The sequence below is a fragment of the Nodosilinea sp. LEGE 07298 genome (genome assembly GCF_015207265.1).
Taxonomy (GTDB): domain Bacteria; phylum Cyanobacteriota; class Cyanobacteriia; order Phormidesmidales; family Phormidesmidaceae; genus Nodosilinea.
Genome location: NZ_JADEXE010000079.1, coordinates 1 through 23,642 on the forward strand (window position 1 = coordinate 1; position 23,642 = coordinate 23,642).

Genomic DNA, 23,642 nt, shown 5'->3' on the forward strand with positions numbered 1-23,642 from the left:
TTGACTCAATTGGTCTTGCAGTTGACGATACAAGAGGGGTGTTTCCATGAGACTGGCCTTGAGTTGGGGAATTCAAGCCTCTCATGAAATGCCCCTTCCCATCTACCCTGTCTCATTTGGGACTCCTTTCACAACAACCCTTTCAGGACTTTTCTGCACCACCAAGCGATGATGACGAGTTTAGCGAACCCGAGGACTAAATTCTCTTCGGTGTAGGGTTCGCCCCCATTATTTGAAACACATGTCCTCCCTTCAATTGAATCTCCACAAGGCTCAGCTGAAGGTTTTCAAGGATAAGTCGAGAGTTAAAGTTCTTTGTAGTGGACGTGGTTTCGGTAAGTCTCGACTACTGCTAACGAAGGCTATCCACAAATGCCTAACCTTCGAAGGTGTTATTGACCCTGCATCCCCCCAGGTCGCAGCGGTCGTCATGCCGACCTTGAAGATGGCCAGGGCGATTCACTGGTTGCCCTTGCTGGCTATCCTTGAGAACTGCCCTGTCGTCAGAGACATCAATCGCTCTGATTATAGAATCTCGTTTCATGGTGCCAGGCCTGACCTCATTTTACGTGGTAGTGACAATCAAGGCGATCGCCTGCGTGGACTCAACCTCATCTGGGCGGGGCTAGATGAATTTCAAGATGTCAATCCCAATGTATGGGGTGAGATTCTATTTCCTGCGCTGGCAAGAAACCGGGACTGGGAATCATTAATCATCGGGACGCCGAAGGGGCGCGCCAGCTATTTCTTCCGAATTCACGAGCAGGCATTACGAGAACCTGACTGGAGCTATTTCCATTTCCACACCTCTCACAATCCGTTTTTCCCTAAAACACATTTGGAGCGTGCCCGCCGTGAACTACCCCCGAAAGTGTATCGGCAGGAATTCGAGGCGTCCTGGGAGGATTTTGATGGCCAAATACTCTCTAGCATCAGCCCAAACCACATTGCCCAAGAAGTTCCTGATTCGTTTAGGAGTGTATTTCTAGGGCTCGACTGGGGCGATGTGAATCCTTGCCTGGTCGTGATTGGTCTAACCCACCAGGGTGCCTATTACTTGCTCGACCATTGGCAAAACAGAACAGGCCAGCCTGTGACTGAAGTTGAATTAGAGAAGCGCGCGGGTGAGTTTTGTAAAGAGTACGGCATCTATCGCGCCTATTTGCCCGACGATCGCCCAGCAAGCGTTCTCTCGTTCCGTCGCTACGGCAAAGCCCAAGGCATCCCTGGTCTACAGCGATCGATTCAAGTACAGCGCTCTAAACCTGGTGTCATGGAAAGAGCAACTATCCTTGACAGCTTGTTCTATCAAAACAGGCTGTACTTCACAGCTCGAACAAGGCACCTCTACGATATCTTCGCCAGCTACCACCGCGCGAAGGACAAGGACGGCAATCTACTGAACAAGCCTGCTGATGCTCAGGATGACCATGCTGTAGACGCCACAGCCTACCCGATCGGGACTATCGAATTCAAACACGGCGACAACGTACTTGCTCACGCGGCATAAGCAAAGCCCCTTAGAAGAACTCTTCTAAGGGGCTTTGCTTCACTCATCAATCTTGTACTAACGATTTCTGAGAATTCTAATCAATTCCTCACGACTAGGTTCTAGAAGCTGCTTTCTTTCAAGCTCTTCTCGTTCTTTCCTATCTGTTATTAGCTGATTCTCACGCTTCTTTCTGTTAGCGTAAAAAGTATCAATTACTTGATTAACTTCAGTTTTTTGAAGCCCTTCTAAGATGGCTTCAACTTGTGTTACAAATCCATCAATTCTCTCGGTTTCAAGGCGATGCTTTTCAGCTCTAAGCTTTTCAGCAAGACTATTGATTTCTTCCAAAGAGAGAGTTTCTACAGCAATCCGATCAATTGGCTTATCATTCATCTTTTTGACCAGTTATGGGTTATCAAAAGGGGCAATGCACTAATACACTGCCCCCTCGGAAAACTGGGTAAAGATAGGCTCTGGACTCTGTCTCTGGCCCTCGGAAGGACTCGCAACTCTGTCTCGGACTCTATGTCTTAACTTTGTTCCTAGGTTTTATTCTAGCACAAGTTTATCTCTTTTTGTCAACAAGTAGTTGTTCTGGCTGAAGCTGAACAAACGAAAGATGAAGGTCGCAAGTAGCACTGTATTTCCAACTGCGATACGAAGCGCACTGTATTACAAAGTGACCTTCGAAAGGGGAACATCGCTAGTTGTGGATGTCACCTACGATCATCCCTTCGCAACATCTATTAAATTTACTAAACGGCGATCTCGCTAGTGGCAAACATGGAATATCCTCCTAAAATCCTCCTCAAACAGCTACTGGCCGAGCATCCTGCCTACTCAGCGATGAAGCCTCACTTAGAGAGAATCTCTCTTCTCACTGAGGGTGGCTGGCGCTTAAGGGACAAACTCTCTCTATTTATTGAGCAGCGGCCTGGCGAAGAAGACCCGATCTACGAAGCTCGTCTGAAGAAGTTTGCCTACTCAAATACCCTGGGTAGTAACCTATCGCAGCTGGCCAGTAAGATTACCAGCGGCACAATTCATGTTAGCAATGCCGCTAGCGAAGACTTCTGGGAGAAGTTTAGAGAAGACACCGATGGCCAGGGTAGAACCGAAATACAGCTGGTCGAGCGCATCTTCGCTGAAGCTCTAAAGTTCAAAACCGTCTTCCTTCACGTCGATAAACCCCAGGCTGCTGTGGCTCCAAACAGCAGGGCTGAAGAAGAACAGCTGGGCCTGCGGCCTAAAATTGTCGTCTACTCTGCCTTACAGGTTCCTCTTTGGAGTGAATCGAATGGGCAGGTGGACTGGATTAAGGTCTTTCAGATTGTCGATGTCATCAATCCGCTGACTGGGCCTATGAAGATGGCCAGGTGGACTTTCATCGATAAACAATCTATCGCCCGCTACGAGGCGTTCGTCAAGCTTGATCGCAAGGGGCATATTCTTGAACTCCTCGATAAAAATGGGAATCCTCTAGTTCACGAATCTGAACCTGCTGTTCCTTTAGCTGGTAACCCTGTCGCGCATGGCTTTGGTGCCCTGCCCGTCGCTCGGCTGGAACTGGATGAGTCTCAGTGGTCTGGAAACCAGGCGTACGCGAAGGGTGAAGAATGCCTTCGATTGGAATGCCATCGCTATGACCTTTTGACGGCAGCTTACTTACAGAGAACCTACAAACCCATACAGACGCCCGATAGCGACTTGGGTGATACCTTTGTTGGTGATGGTGACAAGCCTTTACCCACCGGCTTGCAGTTCGTTCTACAGGTCGATAAGTTCGAGTGGAGTGAGCCTAAGGGCGACATTCTCGTTCACGTCGATAAGGCTCTAACCCAGGCTGAGAAGCAGATTCGAGCCATCCTGGGTGTGGGCGGTGCCTATGTTCAAGAGGCGATCGAGGCTTCGGGTGTCTCCAAGGAAATGGACTTTCAGATCGAAAACGATCGCTTAAAGTCCTATGGCCACATCCTCACCGACGCGCTTCAAGACACCTACCAGCTGGTAGAACGGGCTGAAGGAAACAGTGGTTCAACCCTTGCTGTCAGCGGTCTAGACGACTTCGGCGGCGATCGCTTAACGGACCTCATCGAAGCTCTGAACATGCTGTTAGGTATCGATATGGCTAGGCTTCAAGCGGTTCTGACACCGACTCTATTCATCCTTGTTCGTGAGCGGCTGCTGTCTCTGTTGATGTCGAACTTGACGCCTGAGCAGAAGCAAATCATTTTGGATGAGGCAGCTGTGGCTAAGGTTCCTGAGCCCTTGGAGTCTCAAGCAATAACTGCATAAAAGCTTTATCGTTTAAGTCCTGATTGGGTGGCAAAGCTGCGAAGTCTCAAACAGCTCTGTTGATATAGGTATCTGCCATGTCAAGGAAATTTTTATCCTGTCTGCTTGTCACTTTCGCTGTTGTTTTGGCCTTTTGTGGAGGTTTGAAGGCCCAATCCTTATCTCCTTATGAGGGCACTTCAACGCCCTACGACAGCATGCCAACCTACCAAGTTTATCGACAAGAGCTGCTGAGAAAGGGGTGGCAACCAGTAAGGTTAAACTCTGTAACTAGCCCCGGAGAATTTCAAGAACTAGTCTGTGGTAATCGAGTTTGTACTGCTGAATGGAACCATGAAAGTGGTCTTAGAAGCATTTCCATTTTGGTATGGCCAGCAGGATATAACTCGGCAACGAACATAACGACTTATCAAGTAGCACCCGCTGTAGATTAATATCCTGAGATTTCTGGATCGTTAGCCAGGAGTCCCAAGCACTAATTAAATATCTTCACAAAAGACTGGATAGGTCTCTGTTTCGCAGATGCTTAGGTTTAGTAATGCTCCGTTTACAAGTTTGTAGCCAAGCCAAATATCATATTCTGTTTCATATCCGTCGTAGCTGTACATTGAAAATCTATCAATAGGGCAATTTTGTAGCAGATGTCTTGCTACTCGTGATCTAAGTACAGGAGAATTCGATATATCCTCAGCCCTTGGATGATCCCAATTGATATAAGCAACTAATTCGGAACGGTAATAGGTGACATGCTTCAGTTCAAACCACCAATCATCGGTGCTATCCTGAATTTCCTGGTGGACGGTTTCGATCGCGCTCCGGCACTCGTTATTAAAGCGAGGGGGCAAAGAATCATAATCAATCACGATAGACATCTACTCTCGACATCGATATGACAGACTACTTACCGCTATAGTCGAAACAGGAAAGCCTTATTTCCCCTTACTCTTTAAACATGTAGGGGCTTTCAAAGTGATTTCTAGCTACGAAAGCTTTATACTTTGTGTCCTGAAAAAGGTTTTACAGTTTGAAGTCTTGATAAATATGCGGCTTTGGAGATAACCTCGTGCTTAATTGCTTGCCAGAGAAAACTTTCCTGCTTAATGGGCAACGAAGCGATTACTGATACAAAGAATATTTACGTTGGTTCATTTTGCTCGGTGTCAGCATTGAGATACTACTAACCCTCCAACTATATAATCTTCAAAATCAGGGATTTGGAAATTAAGCAATGAAAATGCGTAGGGACAAGATCTATGTTTTTCAGAAAGAAAACTGGCAGGAAAGTAGAGGATAAAGTTGGGAAGGGAAATTCTAGGAATGAAAGCTTGTTGCAAAGGTTACTTGTAAACCCGGCAAGCCGCTTCGTTTATATATCTGTAATAGCTATAGGTGCTTCTATAGGTCTAAACTATGGCAATCATAGGGGTTATTGGTATGGCACTATTTATAGAGTTCAAACCGTAGACTTTAATATTCTTTCTCATACGCTACCTACTAAGCTTTCATATGCGTTAAATCAGGGCGATGAGGAGGAGATACAACGCACTTTAAATAGTAATTTTGGCCTGTTTGGGCTTGTGGTGACCGACTGTAAGAGCTTTGACAAAATATGCCTGAATGAGAGAGTCATTTATGCTACTGAGTCCCATTTTGAATGGCGCAAGCAATTGGACTCGGATATGCTTGCGAATTCATCCTATGACTTTCTTAGAAGTATGCCACCGCTACACGCTGAGGCTAGTTATAGCAGCGCCCGCAGTGATTCACGGGAGCTTACAGGCCTGAGAAATTATGGTGAAATTATTGGCCGTGTTTATTATGTTCGTGGAATTGCACCTAGCTTTTGGGATGGTTACACTAAATGGATTGAGGACTTGCCCCAAAGCTTAATCACAGATAGTGGCCCAAGCAAGTACTTTACTTTATCGTCTGTTCTAGCATTGTTTGCTGGCGCAGCTGCTTGGTTAGTTATTGAGGCAGCTCATGCTAAACGCAGACAACAGCAGCGCGAAGCTGACTTTTTACTTGAGGAGGAGAAGTGGCACGCGGACCAACAAATTAGGGATCAAGCGATTTGGGCAAAGCAGCAGATAAGCGATGTTGAAGCTAAAGCCACACTGTACCAACAGCAACTTAACAACCAAATTATAGAAAACCGTGAGCGGGATAGGCAGCACCAGAAGATCGTTGAAGATTTACAACAGCAGTCAGCAGAATTGCGTCGATCCCAAGCTCAGGCCCATCAACAGATATTAAAACTTGGATTTGAGCTTCAGCAGAAAGCTGAGGAGCTAACAAAAAAACAACTCAGTTTAGATGAGACTCTTGAAAATAAGATTCAAGTTGAAAACGCACTTGCTAATCGGCAACAGGTAATCCAACGGTTACAAGATAGGCTTTCTGAGACAAAAAAAGATGATCCGCAACAACAACAGTTAACTCAAAAAATCTTTCAGCTTAACCAACAGCAGAGGGTTTATCAGTCCGATCTAAGTGCTCTGACTGCACTGCTTGAATCAAAGGATGCCGAAATCTGCTCTTCACAACAATCTATGGCTTGGCTTCAGCAACAGATTGGTGAAGTAAACCAAAAAAAAGTTGAATTTGAGTGTGAGTTCGAGGAATTACGTCAATCCGTTGTTGAATTAACACATCAGCGCCAGCAGGATTCAGAGAAAATTAAAAACCTTGAACAAGAGCGGGAACTGGCTCAGCAGCGGTTGAGTGAGTTAGACAACTTAGATAGTAATGATCCTGAAGAAATAGAGCGCTATAGAGCTGACCTTGAAACGGCTTACCAAGATCTATCTGAAATCAAAAGACTTGGACAAGATTTGAATGTTTTTGAACAGGAAGTACTTGCTGTATTCGAAAATAGTCCTAAAATTTTAACTGGAGAATGGAAGTTACTGCATAGCTTTGATGTGTGTAGAGGACGCGGTGCTAGCCAAATGACTGATTTCATAGTGGCAGGCTCCAATTTCCTGGTTGTGATTGAGGCAAAGGGCTATACAGGTAAGATAGTGGATGACGGAGACGTTTTGAATACTCCTTGGTATGCCCAAAATGTGAACGGTCTTAAGCGAGAAGTTAGAGGTGTCGGCAAGAATCCCTACCAACAAGTTAGGAACTATACAATCAGTGCAGGAGACATAGTAAATCGACAGTTTAGATGGAAAACGATTTTCCATTACGGTGTAGTTGTATTTCCACAGGAATCTGATATATCAACTCTCCCGACTAACTTAACTGACTATTATTATTTAACTAAGCTTGATAAGCTTGTAACAGTAATAGGAAATATAGAAGCCAAAGTCAAAAGACGTAATTCAGCTAGCTTTCCTGCGTCTAAAGTTATTGCTCTTCTTCATGAAAAGCGCTTGGTGCGTGCAGCTCTTCAACGTTGAGTGCTGCTTATGCTTAAGTTCTTTCACTTACTAGTCATTTTAGACCCCTTCTGACCTACTGGCCTAGGTCTTAAAACCCCAGATACAGCCGCCCACGACCTACTGCAGTCCGGGCGGTTTTGTTTTGCCATGCAGAAAAATCCTAAATGGACATCTAAAAAACAATGACGACATCAGAAGACAACAGTCAATCAGAAACTACTCAGTCTGAACCTGTAACCCTAGAACAGATCACTGCGCTACTAACTGGCTTTAAAACCGAAGTTTTAACCGAGGTCAATACCGCTAACGCTGGCGCTGTGGCTGCTACGAAGAAACTGCTACAGAAGGTAACGGATGCGCCTCAAGCCCCAGCGGCTGACTCTAGCGCTGATAGTACTGACGATGCCGGTGGTCAAAAACTGACCCTCAAAGCTCTCCAAACTGAAATCGCTGACCTCAAAGCTGAGCGTGAGCGGGAACGACAAGAGACCCTAGAGGCCAAGCGGAACTCTGCTGTAACTCAGGCGATCGCGGGCTCTGGCGCACTGAACCAAAAGGTTCTTTATCGTCTGTTCCTATCTGACAACGGCGAGAAGATTCAGCAGGAAGGCGACCAGTGGTTTCTCAAAAATGGAGACGACGATGTCGCGCCTCTAGACGCTGCTCTCACAAAGTTTCTGTCTTCTGAAGAAGGGAAATTCTTCCTTCCTCCTTCTGGTGTCAATGGGGCAGGCAGCACTGAAACAAAGTCTACGACTGCCCCCGCTAAAACCACCTATAACTCTCGCCTCGAACAGATGACGGCTGAGCTTCAAAGTGGCGAAGCAAAACTCGCTCTTTAACCTTTTCAACTACTAAAGCAAAACAACAATGACCAATATCAACACCTATAGTCCTGCTGACCTGATGTCGGCTGTGGCTGAACAACAGTTGGCCGAGACTCGCCTGACTGAAACCCCTCTTCTTGGGCTAATGGCTGGCCGTGCCCAGCTCACCCGTCAACGTCCCATCGAATGGGCTGCTCGTCTAACCGATGCTGCCTCTGGTGGTCGTGCTCTCGCTGGTTCTCTGGCAGATGATACTGCTGGTTCCTTGGGGGAAGCCGCTCTGACCGTTCCTGATTTTTACTTCAAATATCAGATGAACGTCCGTCGCCGCGACCTCATCGAAGCTGCTGCTACCGGCAAGATTCAAGCGGTTCGCTCAGCTGTCGGCACTGAAATTGCTGACGCTCTTCGCTCCCTCACTCAAACCATCAACGGTGTTCTTTACACTGGCACTGGCGTTGCCAACACCACTCACTTTGGGGTACTCGGCCTCAACACGATCGCAGCTCAGACCGGCACCTATGCTGGCATCAGCCGCACAACTTATCCTCGCTGGAAATGCATCCTTCAGCAGGGCGGCACTCCTGGTACTCCTGAAGCTTTGACCGTTGATCGCGTCACTGCTTTGCTGCGTGCTCGCCGGATTGCTGGTGCTACCTCCCTCCGTAACAACGGGACTAACCTCATCATCTTGACCTCTGACGAGATTGAGAACGATGTGCTGCGGAAGCTCTACCAGGCTGAGACTCAAAGCCAAGCTGACTACAGCAGAATGGTTGCGAACATCGAACCTTACGCTGGGTATGCCGTCAAAGGCATTCCTGTCGTCTCGGATGTTGTAGCCGCGACTGCTAACAAGATGCGGTTCATCGACCCCAGCAAGATGGACATGTATGTCTTTGACGAAGAGGGTGCGCCTGGCACTATCGATACCAAGATCTCCTTCTTCGGTTATCAGGGTCTGAAGTTTCGCATGGCTGATGTCAGCGACAACCATCCCGACATCTTCAAAGCTGAGATGTCCATCTCCCTGCAGCTCAAGTGCCATGACCCCATTCAGGGTCTGACCATTTTGGATGATGTAGCCCACGCTGCAGCCTAGGTTCTGTAATCAATTCTTTGGAAACAAACAATGTCTAATTCGCTTGTAGTAGGGGGGCATTACGTTACCCCTACCGCTGATATCTCTAAAGCCGTCGCTATCATCGCTGGTGATGCTGAGGCTACCCACTTAGCGACTGTTCCAGCTGGTGAGTCCTGGGAAGTCCTGGGTGTGGTAGCTACCGTAACTACCACTGCCGCTGTCGGCAACCGCACTCACTCTGCCCAAGTGCTAGGCCCTAACGACGAAGTCTTCTACCAAACCGCTGTTGGCGCTAACCTGGCTGCGTCTCAGACTGCTGCCACCCGCTCGTTTCTCATCGGTGGGTCTCCTGCCCTTGCTGCGAACATGTTCGTACCCTCGGGTGGGAAAGTTCGCGTGAAAGACCTGGCTGCGATCGATGAGGCTGACCCAGCTGATGTCATCGCTATCAAAGTTCTTGCCCGCAGACACTTTGAGGCGTAAGCATGGCTAAGCTCGATCCTGAAGTAATCGAAAATATTTTCATCAGGCTGGGCTACCCAAGTGATGGAGTGATCCTTCTTCCAATCGGTTACGCGAGTGATGGGTTACTCCTCCTCAAGAGACGACTGGAAGAGGATTACTCCCAAGCCACCATCGATCGGGTGTCTATTATCTTCGATGAGCTTGACGAAATTGATGGGCAGAAGAAAGAAGCACGCCAGTCCAGCATGGCAGGCTCAACGAGTCATACCAAGCTGAACTGGAAACTTCATCTTCAACACCTGAACCGCGATGGTCACACTCTCCTCGAAGAGGTGGCCCGTCGCGTCAACGTTCCCATCTACTGGTCGAAATATAAACCTGCGAGCAAGCATACAACAGCCTACCAATGAAAGTTTCCTTCGTCGCATCAGGGCCCCTGCACACTGACCCCCTAAAACATTTTCGTCGCGCTGTCTCTCAATCTATGAGTGACACTGCCGACTACGGCTTGGGGATTATCAAAGCGAGGACGCCCGTTCGCACGGGGAGACTACAAAACTCCTGGTTTACAAAAGTCGAAAGTTGGAATCAGTTTTACTTCGACAACTCAGCTCGGTACGCTCCTTTTGTGGAAGCGAAAGTTTTGATGTCCAGCCGATCGCGTCCTGAGATAGAACGCTACCTCGCTCGCTCGCTTGACGAAAACATTGAACGCGAAATGAATTGAGATTTATAAGACTCATTGCGAGAATAAAAACTTTTCTCGCTGAGTACAATTACTTAGTCAATTTCTCGCTTTAGTGCTGTACCTAAATTGGTTAATTTCGGCAACATTGGTACATCCTGATTAATTAAACCAAATTAGGCACACCAAATCAGCCATCTCAAAAAGGTGTACCTAATTTGGTTGATCCTGACAATATTGGTACATCGTGGCAAATTAAACCAAATTAGGTACAGCACTTTAGGCTCAAAAACAGGCTCATTTTTTGCCTTTTTTCGACACTTGCAAGACTCAATTCAAGACTGAAAATTATTTCTCAAACCCGCCTCAAACATGGTTAATCTTTTTCAAAAACTTGCTGGAGTCGAGAATGTTGCTGCTGTTATCGAAACTCGATTGGGTCTGCCTCAGCGTCGTCATTTACTTTTTCGCCATCAGTTCCTCAACACCGCGCGGACTGCTTCAACCATTGAGGATTTCCTTGTCATCCCTTGCCCATACATTACATCGGCCCCGCCACGATTGATTGGCTTGCTGGTCGGCAATGAAGAGCAAGCGGTAAGTGTTAGTTCGACTGATATTTATGTTGAGCTAGCTCGCACCGTGCCTTACGACAGGTTCGTCAGAGCTGATGGCAAACGCGCGATCGCCTTCGTAGATGTTCAAACAAATTCATCTGGCACTGCTCCCCTTTATTCGAATGACGTAACCAAAACTCTTACCGCTGGCATGCCCTGCAGAATAATTCACATCAACGACAGTGACGACACTCTCTGGAAATTAATTCTGAGACGTGACAAAGACTAATGTCAAACATTCAAACCACGAGACAGCGACTGAGTTCCTGGATGGCTGGCCTCGTTCGCATCGACAAGTTCGATGCTGACCCGCCCGCTGAACTTTACTCAACGGCCAGCACTACTGAAGCCCTCTACCCAGCAAATACTGTCATCGAGTATCCCGTCAAAGATTTATTCTTTGAGCGCTCAGAGATAACCGGCATCACTGGCTCTGGCTCATTTAGTTACTCGATTGTCTATCGCTACCCTGGCGACCTGACGCTCAATGAACTTCCTCTGCTGAAGCTAGAGGGACTGGTTCAATACTTGCAAGCCCAGGCGCTGCTCTCCCTGTCTGGTTGTGGAGGCATTCGTCGCGCTGTGCCTGGAACCTCAAACGAATTCCCAGTACAGATTGAGCGTGATGGAACCGACCAAGGTGACTGGTTGGTTTACGCCAACTTAGTTTTCAACGTTGAGTTCGTCCTCACTGAGTTTGGGTTAGACCCTGCCTTTGGCCCAACTCCCGAGCTACCCCCCGACCTCAACGAACTCACCATCGGCGTCTACCGAGCTAAGACCGACTTCGATGTTGGTGAGCCCAACGACTCAACACTAGACGCGACTTTGACGGTCGATCTTTCTACTTAATTTCCCAAGGACATTTTCTAAACTATGGTCAGCACGACTTTTGCTAGCCTGACTCGCCCTGGTACTTTCCTGGTCGAGACTACTGCGGGTTACCGGGCACCCGAGCTTGCCTCATTCAATACCGTATATATGGTGGGCTCTTCAACCAGTGGTGACTACAACACTCCCACCCTATGTGTTAACCTCACCGACTTCATCAACCAGTTCGGCTCCAGCCCTTCTGAAGCGAGCGTCAAGCTCTTCTTCCGCAACGACCGCCAGGGCAAGCTATTCTTTCTTCGCACTCAGATCGCTGACCTCTTCGAGGTTACGATCGCTGATGTGACCGCTGGCGATGTCGTTATCACCATCAACGGCACCACTGTCACCACGACTCTCTTGGGTTCTGAGACTGATGCTGAAGCCCAGGCCAAATACATCTTGGCCATCAACGCTTCCGCTATTGCCTCTGCTGTAACCGCTGTTGCCGGTGACAGTGACGATACCTTCCTGATTCGCTCTGACAATCCTGCTACCGCTCTGACTGTGACTGAGTCTGATGACGACATCACCGTCGAGGACATCACTCCTGAGTCTTTACCCACTGCAGCTGATTACATCTATGCGGTCGAAAATACCTTCGACGCTTTGGGTGGTAAGAATCTTGAGCAAGGTTTCTTGATTGCGCCTGAAGGATTCCAGAACCTCGCTACTGCCTCTGACCGATTGGCCCTAGGCACAGCTATGGAGAACCTTTGCGCTGACAAAGACTTTGACTGGCTGGCTCTAGTTGACTGCGGTCCTAACCTAACGACCGTGGCCCAAGTCCAAAGCGATGGCCAACAGTACTCGACTCCTCAAGGTCACTTGGCCTACTATGCTCCCTACGTCATTGACCTCGAAGACGGGGTTGTGCCTTCGTCTGCTGCGATCGCTGGTCTAGCCACTCGTCGCTACCGCACTCAGGGATTCCATCAGCCTCCCGCTGGCGCTCAGTTCCCTGTTCAGGGCGTCAAGGATGTTCAGACTCGCTTTGGCAACACCCAACAGTCTGTTCTCAACCCGCTGGGTGTCAACCTCGTTAGATTCCTGCTGAACCTGGGTGTAGTCGCTTGGGGCGCGCGCACTCGTTCTTCGAATTCGTTCTACACCTTCGTGAACACTCGGGTCATCCTGAATGCTCTCAACGGCACCCTGCGAGATGCCTTCGATTACGAGATTTTCTCCACTGTCGATGGCTTTGGCATTCTCTTCTCTCGGATTCAAGAGACTGCTCGCTCCATCTGTCGCCGGTTCTGGCTCTCTGGTGCTTTCTACGGTCAAACCGAACAGGAAGCATTCGCCTGCATCTGCGATCGCTCCAACAACCAAGCTGATGACCTTGAGAACGGTAACGTCCTTTTAGAAGTCTACGTCGCACCCAGCCCCACTCTTGAGAAGCTGCTAGTTAACACCATTCGTGTCGGCATCGGCCAGGTCGAAAGCGCTGCTGCTGCTGGTCAAACCATCGAGAACTAGTTGACTGGGCCTGGCTTAACCGCTGGGCCCTTCCTTTTTTTAATCTTCTGGAGTGAATCCTACAAATGTCAATTCGATTACAAGCTAAAGACCCGATGACCAACGCTGACGTGCTCGTCACCGTCGAAGGCGTTGCTGGTTACTGGTCTAAAATGTCTGGCCTGTCTGAGACTATCAGCCGCGCCATGTTCTCTGATGGTTCGACCAACCGCAAGCGTAGCGCCACTTCTGGCTCTTCTGAGATTGCTGAAGTAACCATCAGCAGACCCTTTGACCCTGATAATGCTGACGATGCCGCTGCCTACGAATGGGCAAAAAGCGTGCGCTGTGGTGATACTTTCCAGGTTCAAGTACGACCTGTTCGCCGCTGTGATGGTGTCGAGCAACGTGGCAGCAAAGCTCTATTCTTCTACGGCTGTCGCCTAACCAAGCTTGAGTTCATGCAGAGCATGGATACTGGCGCTGGCGACAATGTCGTTGAGCTAGCTGTGACCTACTCAGTTGATGACTACGACTTCGCTTAGGCGATAAAACAAGGCCTGCTCACGCGGGCCTAACGACCTTTCTCAAATAACTAACTAGCTAAAATGCCTTCCAAGACCCGACATATTGACCCTTTACCTGCTGTTGAGCCTAAGCCTGAAGCTGAAACTCAGACAGAGGATATCGTAATTGAAACTCTCTCTGACGGCAAAGTCCGCGTCACTCTACGTAATGAGGATAAAGTCACATTCAAAGAGCCTAAAGTTAAGCAATTCCTATTGATGGATAGCTGGGCTAAAGACCCTGAAAACAGCATGTACTCTAGCGAGACTGGCATCACCGTTAAACTTTGCCACCTATGTATCGCTGAGGTTAATGGTCTGCCTTTCACTCTAGACTTTGACACCTGGATTGATGATCTAGACATTCGTGATATGGAGGCGCTGGGTTCAGCCCTGGCCACCTTTCGGTCTGTCTTTGAGTATCTCAACCGAAAGGCAGCAGAAGCCGAAGCAGCCAAGAAAGCCGCCAGAACTACTGTTTAGTATTGCTGGTCGAGGGTTCACAGCCGAGAGTCTTCTCTGTTTACTCTTATCAGCCTGCGGCGGCTTTCTTAATGATGCCTACCTGGCCATGTTGGACTATGACATTTCAGATGCGTTGTACCACATCGAGATTGTTCAGACTACTCAGAAGCTACAGCAAGCTGCGGCTGAGGCACAGAAGCAGAAACAGATAAATCAGAAGACCATAGGCCTTTTTGGTGGTGAAGATGCCATCGAGTGGGAAACCGTTGAAAATGGCTAAAATCCCAATAAAGTGCCCTCTCAGGATGCCCTCAGAACGACGAAACGGCAGTGGGCCATATACTGCGACCTACACTTTGCTACAGGACATCCTCGATGGAGGGGGCTGAAACCCTTGCTGTGTAAGGATTTCAGAAATGAGATTGGCCACCTCTGGATATTGCTCCTTCGGTACTCTATAGAGGTAAGCTAACTCTGATAAATAAAAGACATGGCTCAAAAGACTCTTACATTTCAAAACAGAACCCTCACTTACGCTGAATGGGATGCTGAAACAGGCATTCCAGAGGGCACTCTAAGGGGGCGCATCAAAATGGGCTGGTCTGTCGAGCGTACTCTGACAGAAAAGAACAGTGTTGGGCGTAGAAAGAAGCCTGTTGATACTTCTCTAATCGGCATGAAGGTTGGCCCAAACAACCTAGTTGTCAGAGAGAAGATAGAATCCTCAGACAACTATATTGTCGAAACCGCTGATGGTAATGACTCTTGGATTGTCCCTGGTTACCGGCTGCGGAATCCTGATAAGTTGAAGAACCTAGAAGGCCCTCCCATTCGCGCTCGTTATTATGTGACAAGCCCAGACAATGTAGAGATGGGTGTTACCAATCTAAAGACCCTCTGTGACAAGTTAAAGCTAGACTTCAACAAAATGCTAAAAGTCGCTGACGGTCTACAAGCTAACCATCAAGGCTGGAAGTGCCGTAAAGCTTAAATCACTAAACGAATTAGTTCTCTTTTCAGCCCTGCGATCGCGGGGCTATTTTTATGGCCAACACCGTTTCCACGCGCTTGATCGCCACAGACGAAGCTTCGTCTGTATTCGCTAAGCTAAACAACTCAATGCGGTCGAGCGTGCTTCAGGGAAACCTGATGGCCAGCGCGATTACCTCTGGTCTGGGCGCGGCTACCAAAGGTGTTGGTGCCTTGCTTGGCGGTATGAAGGAAGTTGTTGGGATTCAGCAATCGAACATCGCTGTCGCTGGCGACTTCATGAAATTGACTGGCCAGTCCTATGGGGAAGCTAGCGAATTCATTGATAACTTCTCTGCCTCTATGGCCAAGGCCGCAGCTTCTCTACCAGGAGACACGAAAGACTACGTGAGCCTGGGTAAGTCGATCATGGACAACCTGATTCCTGCATTTAAGGGGCTCGACGGTGTTCTCGATGAGGCCAACTACAGTAAAGCCCTGGAGGACATCTCCAAGATGGGCGCTCTTAGGGCTGCAACATCTGGCACCGACAGTGCTTTAGCTGGTCTAGGGATTAGCAAATTGCTGGGTGGAGCCGGTATTGGCGAACTGAGACAACTCAAGTTCTTCGAAGCTAACCCGGCTGTCCTCGCCTTTGTCGAACAGGAAGCCCAGAAGATGGGCAAGAGCCTGAAGGATATGACCGCTCGTGAGCGCGCAGAGGTTCTACAGAATGCCCTCAAGGTTCCTGACGAGGTGATCGCAGCCTCTACACAAAGTATTGAGGGTCTGATTCAAGGCCTTAAATCCAGCCTGCTCGACCCGCAGGTTGGTTTGTTTGGCATGATGCGTGACCTGGATGTCAACACTGATGGGAATCAGACCGTTGTCCAAGCCACCAATGACCTCCTTAAGAAAGTTCTGTCGCCTGGTGGGCCCTTAAGCAGCATTAGAGACATCTTCGAACTCGTTGGAGTTGAGCTTGGCGACCCAATGAAGGGGCTATACAACGCCATCAATTGGACCAGCTCTAAGCTTGATGAGCTGGGCAGCTTCCTAGATAGCAACCAGGCTGGCATCGCCAAATTTGTCTATGGGGCAAAGCAGTCGTTCGAGTTGCTCAAGGAAGCACCCGGCAAGTTCATCTCTCAGTCCATCAACTCCTTGTTGAGAGGCTTCAATCAGTCGAGGGGCGAAGGTTCTACCGACTATGGAAGCATCGTAGGCAAAGCCCTGGCCCAAGCCACTAACTTCTTCGCTACTCAAGTCCTCTCTATTGTCAGAGGTATGGACTATGGGGCCTTGATGGTAGGGCTCTTCAACGTTGGAAAGCTTGTCATCTCTGGCATTGGCTCCTTCCTAGCGAATTTGGACTGGCAGGTATACATGGCTGGTGGTGCCGCTCTCCTTGGGGCAGCATTGTTCACAACCTTGATGGCTAGCTTCATCCCAGCGGTCGGCACAGCTTTCATAGTTGTCGCTGGTGGACTGGTAGCTGGTATTGCTGGGGTTCTCTCAGCACCTGTATTACTTGCGATCGCTGGAGTTGGCCTTGTCATCGTCGCAGCTATGAAGCATTTCGGCGTCAGCTTCCAAGATGTGATGAGGTTTGTATTCCAGGCTGTCACAGGGTTTGCTAATCCAGTAATCGCAGCTGCGCGGCTAGGCTTCAACCTTCTGAGGTCGGCTATTACCGCTGTTATTGGGGGCATTACAACCGCTTTCAATGCTGTAAGAGGCTTAATCGACCGTATCCCAGGGCTGAATGTAGGTAGCTCTGGCGATATACCTAACGCAGCGTCTGGCTTTATTCCAGATGCGTTTAGACGGGAAATGAATGCTATGCCCGCTGGGGCCAGCCTAATCGCGGCGAATAGCTCAGAACTCATATTAAACAGAGAGCAGCAGGCCGCTCTGCTTCAGCCTAGAAGCAGCAGTATCAATTTTGGGGGTATCACAATCAACGCTGGCAGCACCAATAACCCCAGAGAATTAGCTTCCCAGGTTATTGCTGAGATAGAGGCCAGACTTCAGCAATCGCAGATGAGACTTGCATAATGACGATCGTAAACACCGAGGCTCTCAACGCGCTTGCTGAGTCTCCACAAGCATCTGGTGTACCAGCTGTCCTGGTGGATGAGGAGGGGGCAATCCTCTATAAATTCCTCTATGCCCCTGAGAAGCAGGCTTTCAGCAAGTCAGCCAAGTTCACTGAAGTCCCGGTTGGGGGCACTGCTCGGCAACCTCAGGTTTATGGTTACACCACAGGCACCACGCTCAGGCTTGATAACCTGCTGCTTGATACCTTCTGTGATGGCCGCTCAGGTAGAGAGTTAATTGAAGGTCTAGGGCGATTAACCAACCCAGACGCTGAAACCCTCAAGCCTGAGTTGATTTACTTCGTCTATGGGACGTTCTCGTTCGGGCCTGCCTACATTACTGACCTGAGCTGGGAGACTGAAGCCTGGCTGAACGGTGAGCCCGCTGTAGGCAGGATTAACATCACCTTGATTGAGGTGCCTGGAGATGCCACGACAGCTACAACCACTGGAACCACTGGAACCACTGCTGGGACAACCGCTAGCACCACTGGACTTACAGACCGACAGAAGCTAGAAGCTAGGCAACAAGCCGATGCGTGGTTATCAGCAAACATCAACCGCTTGAGGCCAGATATTCAGCAGCGGGTTCGTTCTCGTTCATTCAAGTTCCTAACCAACGATACCGGCACTGTTCAGATAACCGATGCCAACAACGCAATCTTAGGGACTGTAGGCACCTGGGACGGTCGGCAGTGGTCACCCAATTCACAGCTTTTGAGGAGTTAACGTGACAACCCAAGAAATCCGTCCCGGCCAGAGCTTATCGTCTCTGGCTGGTTCTTTGTATGGAGATACCTCCTATTTCAGAGAGCTTGCTGAGCAAAACAACATCGACATCTTCAACCCTGAAAGCCTTGCTGGATTAAACATCGAGGTTCCTAGCCTTGAAGAGGTTAAAGCCCAAGCTACTAGCGCGATTGAGTCAACTCTATCCCAGCTAAACATCCAAAGCCTAGACCTCAGCGCTATCCGTGGTCCTGCTTCGCTGTCTGCCTCTCAACTCATTGAATGGTTACTGTAAATGTCTCTTCAGCCTTTTGCCAAAATTGAAGTCGGCATGGGTGGCGAGAGCCAGACCTTTGCTTGGGGAGATGGCAAGCTGCGCGCGGTATCTGTAACTCTAAGCGAAGGCAAAGGTATATCAGGCTGTACTTTCAGCATCTACGACGAAGACCGCAAGGTTACTGATGCGTTCATGGCCTATGTCAAGGAAATTGATGGCTTAGAGCCCGTCGAGGAACCTGGCCAGGCCACTGGTAATGAACCAGAGACCTCAGCATCGCCTGCTATCTCTGGTCAAGCCCCGCCCGCTGGGACTTATGGAGGTTCTACCCTCACAGCTGAACAAACTGGCCATGCTTACACGCTGGCTAGTGTCGGGGCTAGCTTAGGCGCTACCCGATGGGACTTAGAAGTACTCTTGATGACAGCACTTCAAGAGTCCAGCCTCAGAAACCTAAGAGGTGGCGATAGAGACTCTGCCGGTCTCATTCAACAAAGACCCTCCCAGGGTTGGGGTAGCTATGCAGAAGTCACAAACCCTAGCTATGCTGCAGGCGCTTTCTTCAGAGGGGCTGGCACCAACAAAGGTTTATTCGATTACCCAAACCGTCAGCAGCAGTTCACTAAGGCCCAGGCCGCACAGAAAGTTCAGGTAAGCGCTTTCCCTTCTGCCTATGCCGTTTGGGAAGACGAAGCGATCGCATTGCTCAACGCGATGTCCGTCAACTACCAAGGCGCAGAGCTTACCCCTGAACAGGAGACTTCGACTAGCCAAGAGGCTGCTACCCAGAGCACTGCTAAGCGAAACCCTGACGTACCAGGGCGAAGCGAGACTTTAGCTGGTCAGCAGATAACTCTCTACCTTGGGTTTGATGGAAAGCCACTGGTTGCCTACAGCTTCATCCACACCGGCCTAAGCTACAGCCTCTACGATCAATCGACCCTAGAGTTCACAGGCACAGCCGCTGCTTGGGTAATGCACCAGGCTCCCAAGAACTCGGCCTATACCAACCTAAGTCTCAAGCAGCTCGCTGAGAAGATTGCGGCTAACTACGGTTTAGTCGTTGACATGCAGGTTGAAGGGCCTAGGTACGTCTACATCTCTCAGAAGGCGTTGACTGATTACCAATTCCTGCTGCAGGAGTGCGAACGAGTCGGGCTCATCATCAAGAATGTTGGAAACAACACCCTGGAGATTAAAGCGCGATCGGAGACGCTGGAGCAGGGCAACGACAACATCTACACCCTGGCCATCGGCAAGAACCTGAATAACTTCAGCGTCAGCCATCAAGCTCAGTCTGCTGGTGGTTCAGCTCGCTCTTCTGAACCTGGCGAACAAAACTCTACCGGGGTTAAGAAGTTCAAGCTCAATCCAGACAGCGGGGAAATTGAAGAAGAGACTGCTGAGACCAAAGACGCTAAAGGTGGAGACGAAACCGAATCTACTACAGGCTCTAACTTCGATGGGAATCACCCTCTCACCACTGGCGTTACCGAACTAGAAGACGAGCAGCGGAAGGCGAATGAGCAACGGGTCAAAGGGATTGAGGCAACCTACTCAGCTCCCAGTACACCTGAGATTCTTATCCTGACGCCTGATGACCCTATCAGAACTGAAAAGCTCGGCGGGTTCCTCAATCGAATCTGGGTGCATGAGTCTGTGACTCACACGCTCAGTACTGATTCAGGGTTTGTCACCAGTGGAAAAATCTATACTCCTCTGAAGAATAAATATCCCACCCCTGAACCTGCAGCGGCTGCGGCTGGTGCTAATGCTCCCCCAGGCGGCGATGCTCCTAACTCAAACTCTGGAGGATTCATCAGACCTGTGTCCCAAAGGATTAACTCTCCCTTTGGCCAGCGCTGGGGTCGTCTTCATGGCGGCGTAGACTTTGCCTGTCCTATCGGTACAGCCATTTGGGCATCAGCTGCAGGCACTGTCGAATCGGTTACAACCAGCTGCCCACTCAATGGATTCAGAGGCAGCGGCTGTGGCGGAGGCTTTGGCAACAACATTGTCATCGCTCACGCTGGTGGAATCAAAACCTACTACTGCCATCTCGATGGAGACAACATCTACGTTGCTCCTGGCGCGACCGTTCGCCAAGGCCAGCAGATAGCTAAGTCTGGGAACAGCGGCAGCAGCACTGGACCTCACCTTCACTTTGAGTTTCGAGTCGGTGGCACACGAGTCGATCCACAGCGCTACATATAAATCTTAACTAAACCAAGTAGTTTAGTTGACTCTGAAAAAAGCCTAAAAATGGACCTACTTTGAGAGTCTTCCCGATGTGCCTAATTTGGTTAATTAAACCAATATTGGCAAAGTTAACCAAGTTAGGCACACTTTTTGGGGTCTTCTAAAACGGTGTACCTAATTTGGTTAATTAAACCAGGATGTACCAATGTTGTCAGAATTAACCAAATTAGGTACAGCAAAAAAAGGCTCTAAAAAACCCAGTTTTTGAGTTTTTTCTGATACCGACAAGACTTAAGTTAAGACTCAAAAGTTTTTCTCAACTCGAACATGAATCTCCTCGAACTATTAAGTCAAGCTGAGAAAGCCTCGGGCATTGCTCTCGACTTACGCGATCGTAATCCCTTCGCTTACTTGGCCATCGTCTCCAACAATGAGGACGAGCTTGGGCGTCGGAGGATTAAAGTTGTTAACCCTGCCAACCCTTCCCTAGAGTCTCACTGGATTCGTCGCTTGAGTACAACCTTTAAGCTCGATGAACCGTTGCCCAAGGTCGGTCAGACAGTTCTGGTTTTCTCTAGCGATGGAGTTGATACGAATGGCTGGTACTTGCCATGCGTCAACGATATAAACCCACCGTTCGAAAAAGATAATCCTCAGCTCGACTACAGGTACGACATTGAGGGCAAACATGAGCTGAACATTACTGGCACGTCTGAGACAACCGTTGGTGAAGCTTACTCTCTTAATGGAGCCTCAGTCACCATCACCGCAGGCGGGGCAATGATCGCAATCGGCAGTGGTGGAGACATTACTATCACTGGCGGCAGCATCAACATCAATGGTGACGTAGCTATCACAGGCAGCGGCACGATTAACGGCAAAGAGATCGCAGTTGTGGGCGCTGTAGACTCTCGCGGCGATGCTCTTGTGAACTCTGCTCAATAAGGAAAATAATATGCCGAATGGTTTAGCTTATCCACTCGCAGTGGACGAGGAGACAGGCAACCTCAAAATTGTTACTGAAGCTGATTGGGTGAAGTCCCGTATCGATTCACTACTCGACACACTGCCTCTAGAGAATCCCATGCGCCCGCGCTATGGAACTGAATCTCCAATCTTCAGTTCACAGTTCGACTGGACGACCTACGCATTTTCAATTGTCCAGAAACTCAGGCAGGAAATTCCTGAAGCTGAGTTCGCCGCTACCAGCGAGATAGCCGACGACGGTTCGGCAATAATCGTCATAGCCTACGCCTATCGTGGAATACCCCAGGATGACTTCATTCTTAACTTCTTGAGGTAGAGACTGAGCACCCTAGCAAATTCCGATTTGCTATTCTAAGGATGGGCTAGGAAAGGATTAATTACCCTCTCTGAAAAGCCGGACTCGTTAACCGGCCTGCCCTCTCAAAACAATTAACGAACCTGATTAACGTAAGGGTAAAAAGAAATGCCAAAACTGATTGATTTAACCGACGAAGTATTCGGTCGCCTGACGGTTCAGTCTAAAACTGCAAACAAAGGGAAAGACGTTTGTTGGAAATGTATCTGTGAGTGCGGAAAAGAGTCTACTGTTTCGACATCGGCGCTAAGGAGTGGAAACACGAAGAGTTGTGGGTGTGGGAAGTCATCTGGGGCAACAGTCCACGGCATGTACACTTCTCCAGAGTACAACTCGTGGGAAAAGATGAAAAGCCGGTGTCTGAATCCAAATAATGAGTTTTACCCTCATTATGGTGGGCGAGGTATTACAGTCTGTGACCGCTGGTTAAACTCCTTCGAGAACTTCTACGAAGACATGGGCCCCAGGCCAAAGGGAACATCTATTGACCGTAAGGAAAACGATGGGAACTATGAGCCGGGTAACTGCCGCTGGGCTACAAAGAAAGTGCAGGCTAACAATACAAGTAGAAATGTGTTTCTGGAATATAAGAACATCTCTAAGACAGTTACCCAGTGGTCAGGGGAAACAGGAATATCAGCAGCGGTGATTAAACACCGGATGAAACAAGGCTGGCCTGCTGAGAAGATCCTTAATACCCCAGCAAGACCCAAGAAAACCGCTTAAACACTTTACCGCCCCTCCATTGGAGGGGTTTTTTGTAGGATAAACAATGACAGTCGAAACTGAATCACTCGAACTCTTTATTCCTGCAATCGATGACAGGTCTGAGGAAGAAATCTTCACGCGTGCCTTTGACCTCGTATCCTTCCTCAGTGGAGGGACGCTCAACGATCGCAGCTCTGGCGAACCTCTTGGTGTACTGTTGCGGGCTCAGTCCTTTGCAGCTGCAGAGTTCCTATTCCGCTGCAACAAGTTGCCCCTGGCGCTAATCGTTCAGTTCCTTAGCTTAGCTGGGGTAGAGAGAAACCTTGGCGCTAAGGCTACGGTTAGTCTGACCTTCACGCTGACAGCACCGAGGAGCACTCCTTACACAATTCCTGCTGGGTTTGAAGTCGTTACCTCTGGCTCAAGCAAGAAGTTCTTCACCAAGAGCATCTTGGTTATCCCGGCTGGCAACTTGTCTGGTGTAGTAGACGCTGAAGCTGAGACCCTGGGCGGAGACTTCAACGTGCCCGCCTACAGCTTGAATCGAATCACCCAGCCGCTAGCTTTCCTAGGTAGCGTCATCAACGTTGAAGCTGCCCAGGGTGGTGCTGAGGCCGAACCTATCGAGGATGCCATCAACCGAGGCATGCGAGAAATTAGAGTTCGGAACCTGGTGTCAGAGTTTGACTTCAACGAAGAAGCCGAGCGGCTCATGGGCACAGGCTCCAAAGCTAAGGCCATTGGTTTACTAGGCGGCGATCGGGTTACTACTACGCCTGGCGCGATTCACATCTTCTGCTTAGCGCCTGGTGGAGAGCCAGCAAACATCGCAGTTCTAAACAGCGTTCGTAATGGCCTATCCGACAGAATTCTGTTGGGAACTACCCTCCACGTTTCTCCGATGGATGTTGAGGAAGTCACCGTAAGCGTTTACGCCAAGATAACCAACGATGTCACAGCCGATGAAGTCGCTGACAATTATCAAATGTCAAGTACATAGAGGTGACGCGACAGCTAGATTGGCGGATTGCAGGGTCTGAGAGAAGGTCAGCACCCCCGTTCATGAGCGCTGTAGCAGTGGTCGCCTTTCGAAGAACGACTGCACG

24 protein-coding genes are annotated in these 23,642 nt (G+C 49.1%); 22 read left to right on the top strand and 2 right to left on the bottom strand.

From position 1 onward, the window contains the following. Positions 1-430 precede the first annotated feature (430 nt). Complete coding sequence (locus IQ273_RS12800) at positions 431-1,510, top strand: hypothetical protein (RefSeq protein WP_194023561.1); 1,080 nt, start codon at positions 431-433, stop codon at positions 1,508-1,510. A 57-nt stretch (positions 1,511-1,567) separates the two neighbouring features. Here IQ273_RS12800 and IQ273_RS12805 read toward each other — a convergent pair whose 3' ends face one another. After that, positions 1,568-1,885 carry a hypothetical protein gene (locus IQ273_RS12805; RefSeq protein WP_194023562.1) on the bottom strand — a complete coding sequence of 106 codons (318 nt, stop codon included), beginning with the start codon at positions 1,883-1,885 and terminating at the stop codon, positions 1,568-1,570. Positions 1,886-2,275: 390 nt separating this feature from the next. On the opposite strand from IQ273_RS12805, the gene IQ273_RS12810 reads away from it, so the two are divergent. Then, positions 2,276-3,787, top strand: coding sequence for a hypothetical protein (locus tag IQ273_RS12810; RefSeq protein WP_194023563.1), 1,512 nt, complete (start codon positions 2,276-2,278; stop codon positions 3,785-3,787). Positions 3,788-4,266: 479 nt separating this feature from the next. Here the strand turns inward: IQ273_RS12810 and IQ273_RS12815 are convergent, their stop codons facing one another. Further along, positions 4,267-4,659 (bottom strand): hypothetical protein, encoded by a 393-nt coding sequence (locus IQ273_RS12815; RefSeq protein WP_194023564.1) that lies wholly within the window; start codon positions 4,657-4,659, stop codon positions 4,267-4,269. A gap of 381 nt (positions 4,660-5,040) precedes the next feature. On the opposite strand from IQ273_RS12815, the gene IQ273_RS12820 reads away from it, so the two are divergent. The 20 genes from IQ273_RS12820 (at position 5,041) to IQ273_RS12915 (ending at position 23,536) form a co-directional block, all read left to right on the top strand. Then, a complete protein-coding gene (locus tag IQ273_RS12820; RefSeq protein ID WP_194023565.1) occupies positions 5,041-7,194 on the top strand; it encodes an NERD domain-containing protein in 2,154 nt (717 codons plus the stop codon). Between the two features lie 164 nt (positions 7,195-7,358). Beyond that, a complete protein-coding gene (locus tag IQ273_RS12825) occupies positions 7,359-8,018 on the top strand; it encodes a hypothetical protein (RefSeq protein ID WP_194023566.1) in 660 nt (219 codons plus the stop codon). 28 nt (positions 8,019-8,046) lie between these two features. Beyond that, positions 8,047-9,105, top strand: coding sequence for a hypothetical protein (locus IQ273_RS12830; RefSeq protein WP_194023567.1), 1,059 nt, complete (start codon positions 8,047-8,049; stop codon positions 9,103-9,105). Between the two features lie 30 nt (positions 9,106-9,135). After that, positions 9,136-9,570 carry a hypothetical protein gene (locus IQ273_RS12835; protein ID WP_194023568.1) on the top strand — a complete coding sequence of 145 codons (435 nt, stop codon included), beginning with the start codon at positions 9,136-9,138 and terminating at the stop codon, positions 9,568-9,570. Positions 9,571-9,572: 2 nt separating this feature from the next. After that, entirely contained in the window at positions 9,573-9,962 is a 390-nt protein-coding gene (locus IQ273_RS12840) for a hypothetical protein (RefSeq protein ID WP_194023569.1), read from the top strand. Positions 9,963-10,609: 647 nt separating this feature from the next. Further along, positions 10,610-11,083, top strand: coding sequence for a hypothetical protein (locus IQ273_RS12845; RefSeq protein WP_194023570.1), 474 nt, complete (start codon positions 10,610-10,612; stop codon positions 11,081-11,083). A 41-nt stretch (positions 11,084-11,124) separates the two neighbouring features. Then, positions 11,125-11,706 carry a hypothetical protein gene (locus IQ273_RS12850; protein ID WP_194023571.1) on the top strand — a complete coding sequence of 194 codons (582 nt, stop codon included), beginning with the start codon at positions 11,125-11,127 and terminating at the stop codon, positions 11,704-11,706. Positions 11,707-11,730: 24 nt separating this feature from the next. After that, positions 11,731-13,203, top strand: coding sequence for a phage tail sheath subtilisin-like domain-containing protein (locus tag IQ273_RS12855; RefSeq protein ID WP_194023572.1), 1,473 nt, complete (start codon positions 11,731-11,733; stop codon positions 13,201-13,203). Between the two features lie 95 nt (positions 13,204-13,298). After that, a complete protein-coding gene (locus IQ273_RS12860) occupies positions 13,299-13,727 on the top strand; it encodes a hypothetical protein (RefSeq protein WP_228052945.1) in 429 nt (142 codons plus the stop codon). Between the two features lie 63 nt (positions 13,728-13,790). After that, positions 13,791-14,231, top strand: a complete 441-nt coding sequence (locus IQ273_RS12865) for a hypothetical protein (protein ID WP_194023574.1) — start codon at positions 13,791-13,793, stop codon at positions 14,229-14,231. Between the two features lie 88 nt (positions 14,232-14,319). Continuing rightward, positions 14,320-14,493: a hypothetical protein gene (locus IQ273_RS12870; RefSeq protein ID WP_194023575.1), complete on the top strand. Its 174-nt coding sequence runs from the start codon at positions 14,320-14,322 to the stop codon at positions 14,491-14,493. A 210-nt stretch (positions 14,494-14,703) separates the two neighbouring features. Beyond that, the gene (locus IQ273_RS12875) at positions 14,704-15,204 is read left to right on the top strand and encodes a hypothetical protein (protein ID WP_194023576.1); all 501 of its coding nucleotides are present in this window, start codon (positions 14,704-14,706) and stop codon (positions 15,202-15,204) included. A 53-nt stretch (positions 15,205-15,257) separates the two neighbouring features. Next, a complete protein-coding gene (locus tag IQ273_RS12880) occupies positions 15,258-17,240 on the top strand; it encodes a hypothetical protein (protein WP_194023577.1) in 1,983 nt (660 codons plus the stop codon). Continuing rightward, the gene (locus IQ273_RS12885) at positions 17,240-18,010 is read left to right on the top strand and encodes a hypothetical protein (protein ID WP_194023578.1); all 771 of its coding nucleotides are present in this window, start codon (positions 17,240-17,242) and stop codon (positions 18,008-18,010) included. The genes IQ273_RS12880 and IQ273_RS12885 overlap by 1 nt, the downstream gene beginning before the upstream one ends. A gap of 1 nt (position 18,011) precedes the next feature. After that, entirely contained in the window at positions 18,012-18,305 is a 294-nt protein-coding gene (locus tag IQ273_RS12890; protein ID WP_194023579.1) for a hypothetical protein, read from the top strand. After that, positions 18,306-20,501, top strand: coding sequence for a peptidoglycan DD-metalloendopeptidase family protein (locus IQ273_RS12895; protein ID WP_194023580.1), 2,196 nt, complete (start codon positions 18,306-18,308; stop codon positions 20,499-20,501). A 312-nt stretch (positions 20,502-20,813) separates the two neighbouring features. Beyond that, a complete protein-coding gene (locus tag IQ273_RS12900; RefSeq protein WP_194023581.1) occupies positions 20,814-21,431 on the top strand; it encodes a hypothetical protein in 618 nt (205 codons plus the stop codon). A 10-nt stretch (positions 21,432-21,441) separates the two neighbouring features. Next, complete coding sequence (locus IQ273_RS12905) at positions 21,442-21,789, top strand: hypothetical protein (protein WP_194023582.1); 348 nt, start codon at positions 21,442-21,444, stop codon at positions 21,787-21,789. Between the two features lie 147 nt (positions 21,790-21,936). After that, on the top strand, positions 21,937-22,554 hold the full coding sequence (locus IQ273_RS12910) for a hypothetical protein (protein ID WP_194023583.1): 618 nt from the start codon (positions 21,937-21,939) through the stop codon (positions 22,552-22,554). A gap of 46 nt (positions 22,555-22,600) precedes the next feature. Then, positions 22,601-23,536 carry a baseplate J/gp47 family protein gene (locus tag IQ273_RS12915; protein WP_194023584.1) on the top strand — a complete coding sequence of 312 codons (936 nt, stop codon included), beginning with the start codon at positions 22,601-22,603 and terminating at the stop codon, positions 23,534-23,536. Positions 23,537-23,642: the final 106 nt, after the last annotated feature.

Excerpts from the sequence above, each read along its gene's own strand:
- IQ273_RS12845 (WP_194023570.1), top strand. The coding sequence starts at position 10,610 with ATGGTTAATCTTTTTCAAAAACTTGCTGGAGTCGAGAATGTTGCTGCT.
- IQ273_RS12850 (WP_194023571.1), top strand. The coding sequence starts at position 11,125 with ATGGCTGGCCTCGTTCGCATCGACAAGTTCGATGCTGACCCGCCCGCT.
- IQ273_RS12855 (WP_194023572.1), top strand. The coding sequence starts at position 11,731 with ATGGTCAGCACGACTTTTGCTAGCCTGACTCGCCCTGGTACTTTCCTG.
- IQ273_RS12865 (WP_194023574.1), top strand. The coding sequence starts at position 13,791 with ATGCCTTCCAAGACCCGACATATTGACCCTTTACCTGCTGTTGAGCCT.
- IQ273_RS12880 (WP_194023577.1), top strand. The coding sequence starts at position 15,258 with ATGGCCAACACCGTTTCCACGCGCTTGATCGCCACAGACGAAGCTTCG.
- IQ273_RS12870 (WP_194023575.1), top strand. The coding sequence starts at position 14,320 with ATGTTGGACTATGACATTTCAGATGCGTTGTACCACATCGAGATTGTT.
- IQ273_RS12810 (WP_194023563.1), top strand. The coding sequence starts at position 2,276 with ATGGAATATCCTCCTAAAATCCTCCTCAAACAGCTACTGGCCGAGCAT.
- IQ273_RS12835 (WP_194023568.1), top strand. The coding sequence starts at position 9,136 with ATGTCTAATTCGCTTGTAGTAGGGGGGCATTACGTTACCCCTACCGCT.
- IQ273_RS12915 (WP_194023584.1), top strand. The coding sequence starts at position 22,601 with ATGACAGTCGAAACTGAATCACTCGAACTCTTTATTCCTGCAATCGAT.
- IQ273_RS12825 (WP_194023566.1), top strand. The coding sequence starts at position 7,359 with ATGACGACATCAGAAGACAACAGTCAATCAGAAACTACTCAGTCTGAA.
- IQ273_RS12860 (WP_228052945.1), top strand. The coding sequence starts at position 13,299 with ATGACCAACGCTGACGTGCTCGTCACCGTCGAAGGCGTTGCTGGTTAC.
- IQ273_RS12900 (WP_194023581.1), top strand. The coding sequence starts at position 20,814 with ATGAATCTCCTCGAACTATTAAGTCAAGCTGAGAAAGCCTCGGGCATT.
- IQ273_RS12885 (WP_194023578.1), top strand. The coding sequence starts at position 17,240 with ATGACGATCGTAAACACCGAGGCTCTCAACGCGCTTGCTGAGTCTCCA.
- IQ273_RS12815 (WP_194023564.1), bottom strand. The coding sequence starts at position 4,659 with ATGTCTATCGTGATTGATTATGATTCTTTGCCCCCTCGCTTTAATAAC.
- IQ273_RS12820 (WP_194023565.1), top strand. The coding sequence starts at position 5,041 with ATGTTTTTCAGAAAGAAAACTGGCAGGAAAGTAGAGGATAAAGTTGGG.
- IQ273_RS12840 (WP_194023569.1), top strand. The coding sequence starts at position 9,573 with ATGGCTAAGCTCGATCCTGAAGTAATCGAAAATATTTTCATCAGGCTG.
- IQ273_RS12875 (WP_194023576.1), top strand. The coding sequence starts at position 14,704 with ATGGCTCAAAAGACTCTTACATTTCAAAACAGAACCCTCACTTACGCT.
- IQ273_RS12910 (WP_194023583.1), top strand. The coding sequence starts at position 21,937 with ATGCCAAAACTGATTGATTTAACCGACGAAGTATTCGGTCGCCTGACG.
- IQ273_RS12895 (WP_194023580.1), top strand. The coding sequence starts at position 18,306 with ATGTCTCTTCAGCCTTTTGCCAAAATTGAAGTCGGCATGGGTGGCGAG.
- IQ273_RS12905 (WP_194023582.1), top strand. The coding sequence starts at position 21,442 with ATGCCGAATGGTTTAGCTTATCCACTCGCAGTGGACGAGGAGACAGGC.
- IQ273_RS12805 (WP_194023562.1), bottom strand. The coding sequence starts at position 1,885 with ATGAATGATAAGCCAATTGATCGGATTGCTGTAGAAACTCTCTCTTTG.
- IQ273_RS12830 (WP_194023567.1), top strand. The coding sequence starts at position 8,047 with ATGACCAATATCAACACCTATAGTCCTGCTGACCTGATGTCGGCTGTG.
- IQ273_RS12800 (WP_194023561.1), top strand. The coding sequence starts at position 431 with ATGCCGACCTTGAAGATGGCCAGGGCGATTCACTGGTTGCCCTTGCTG.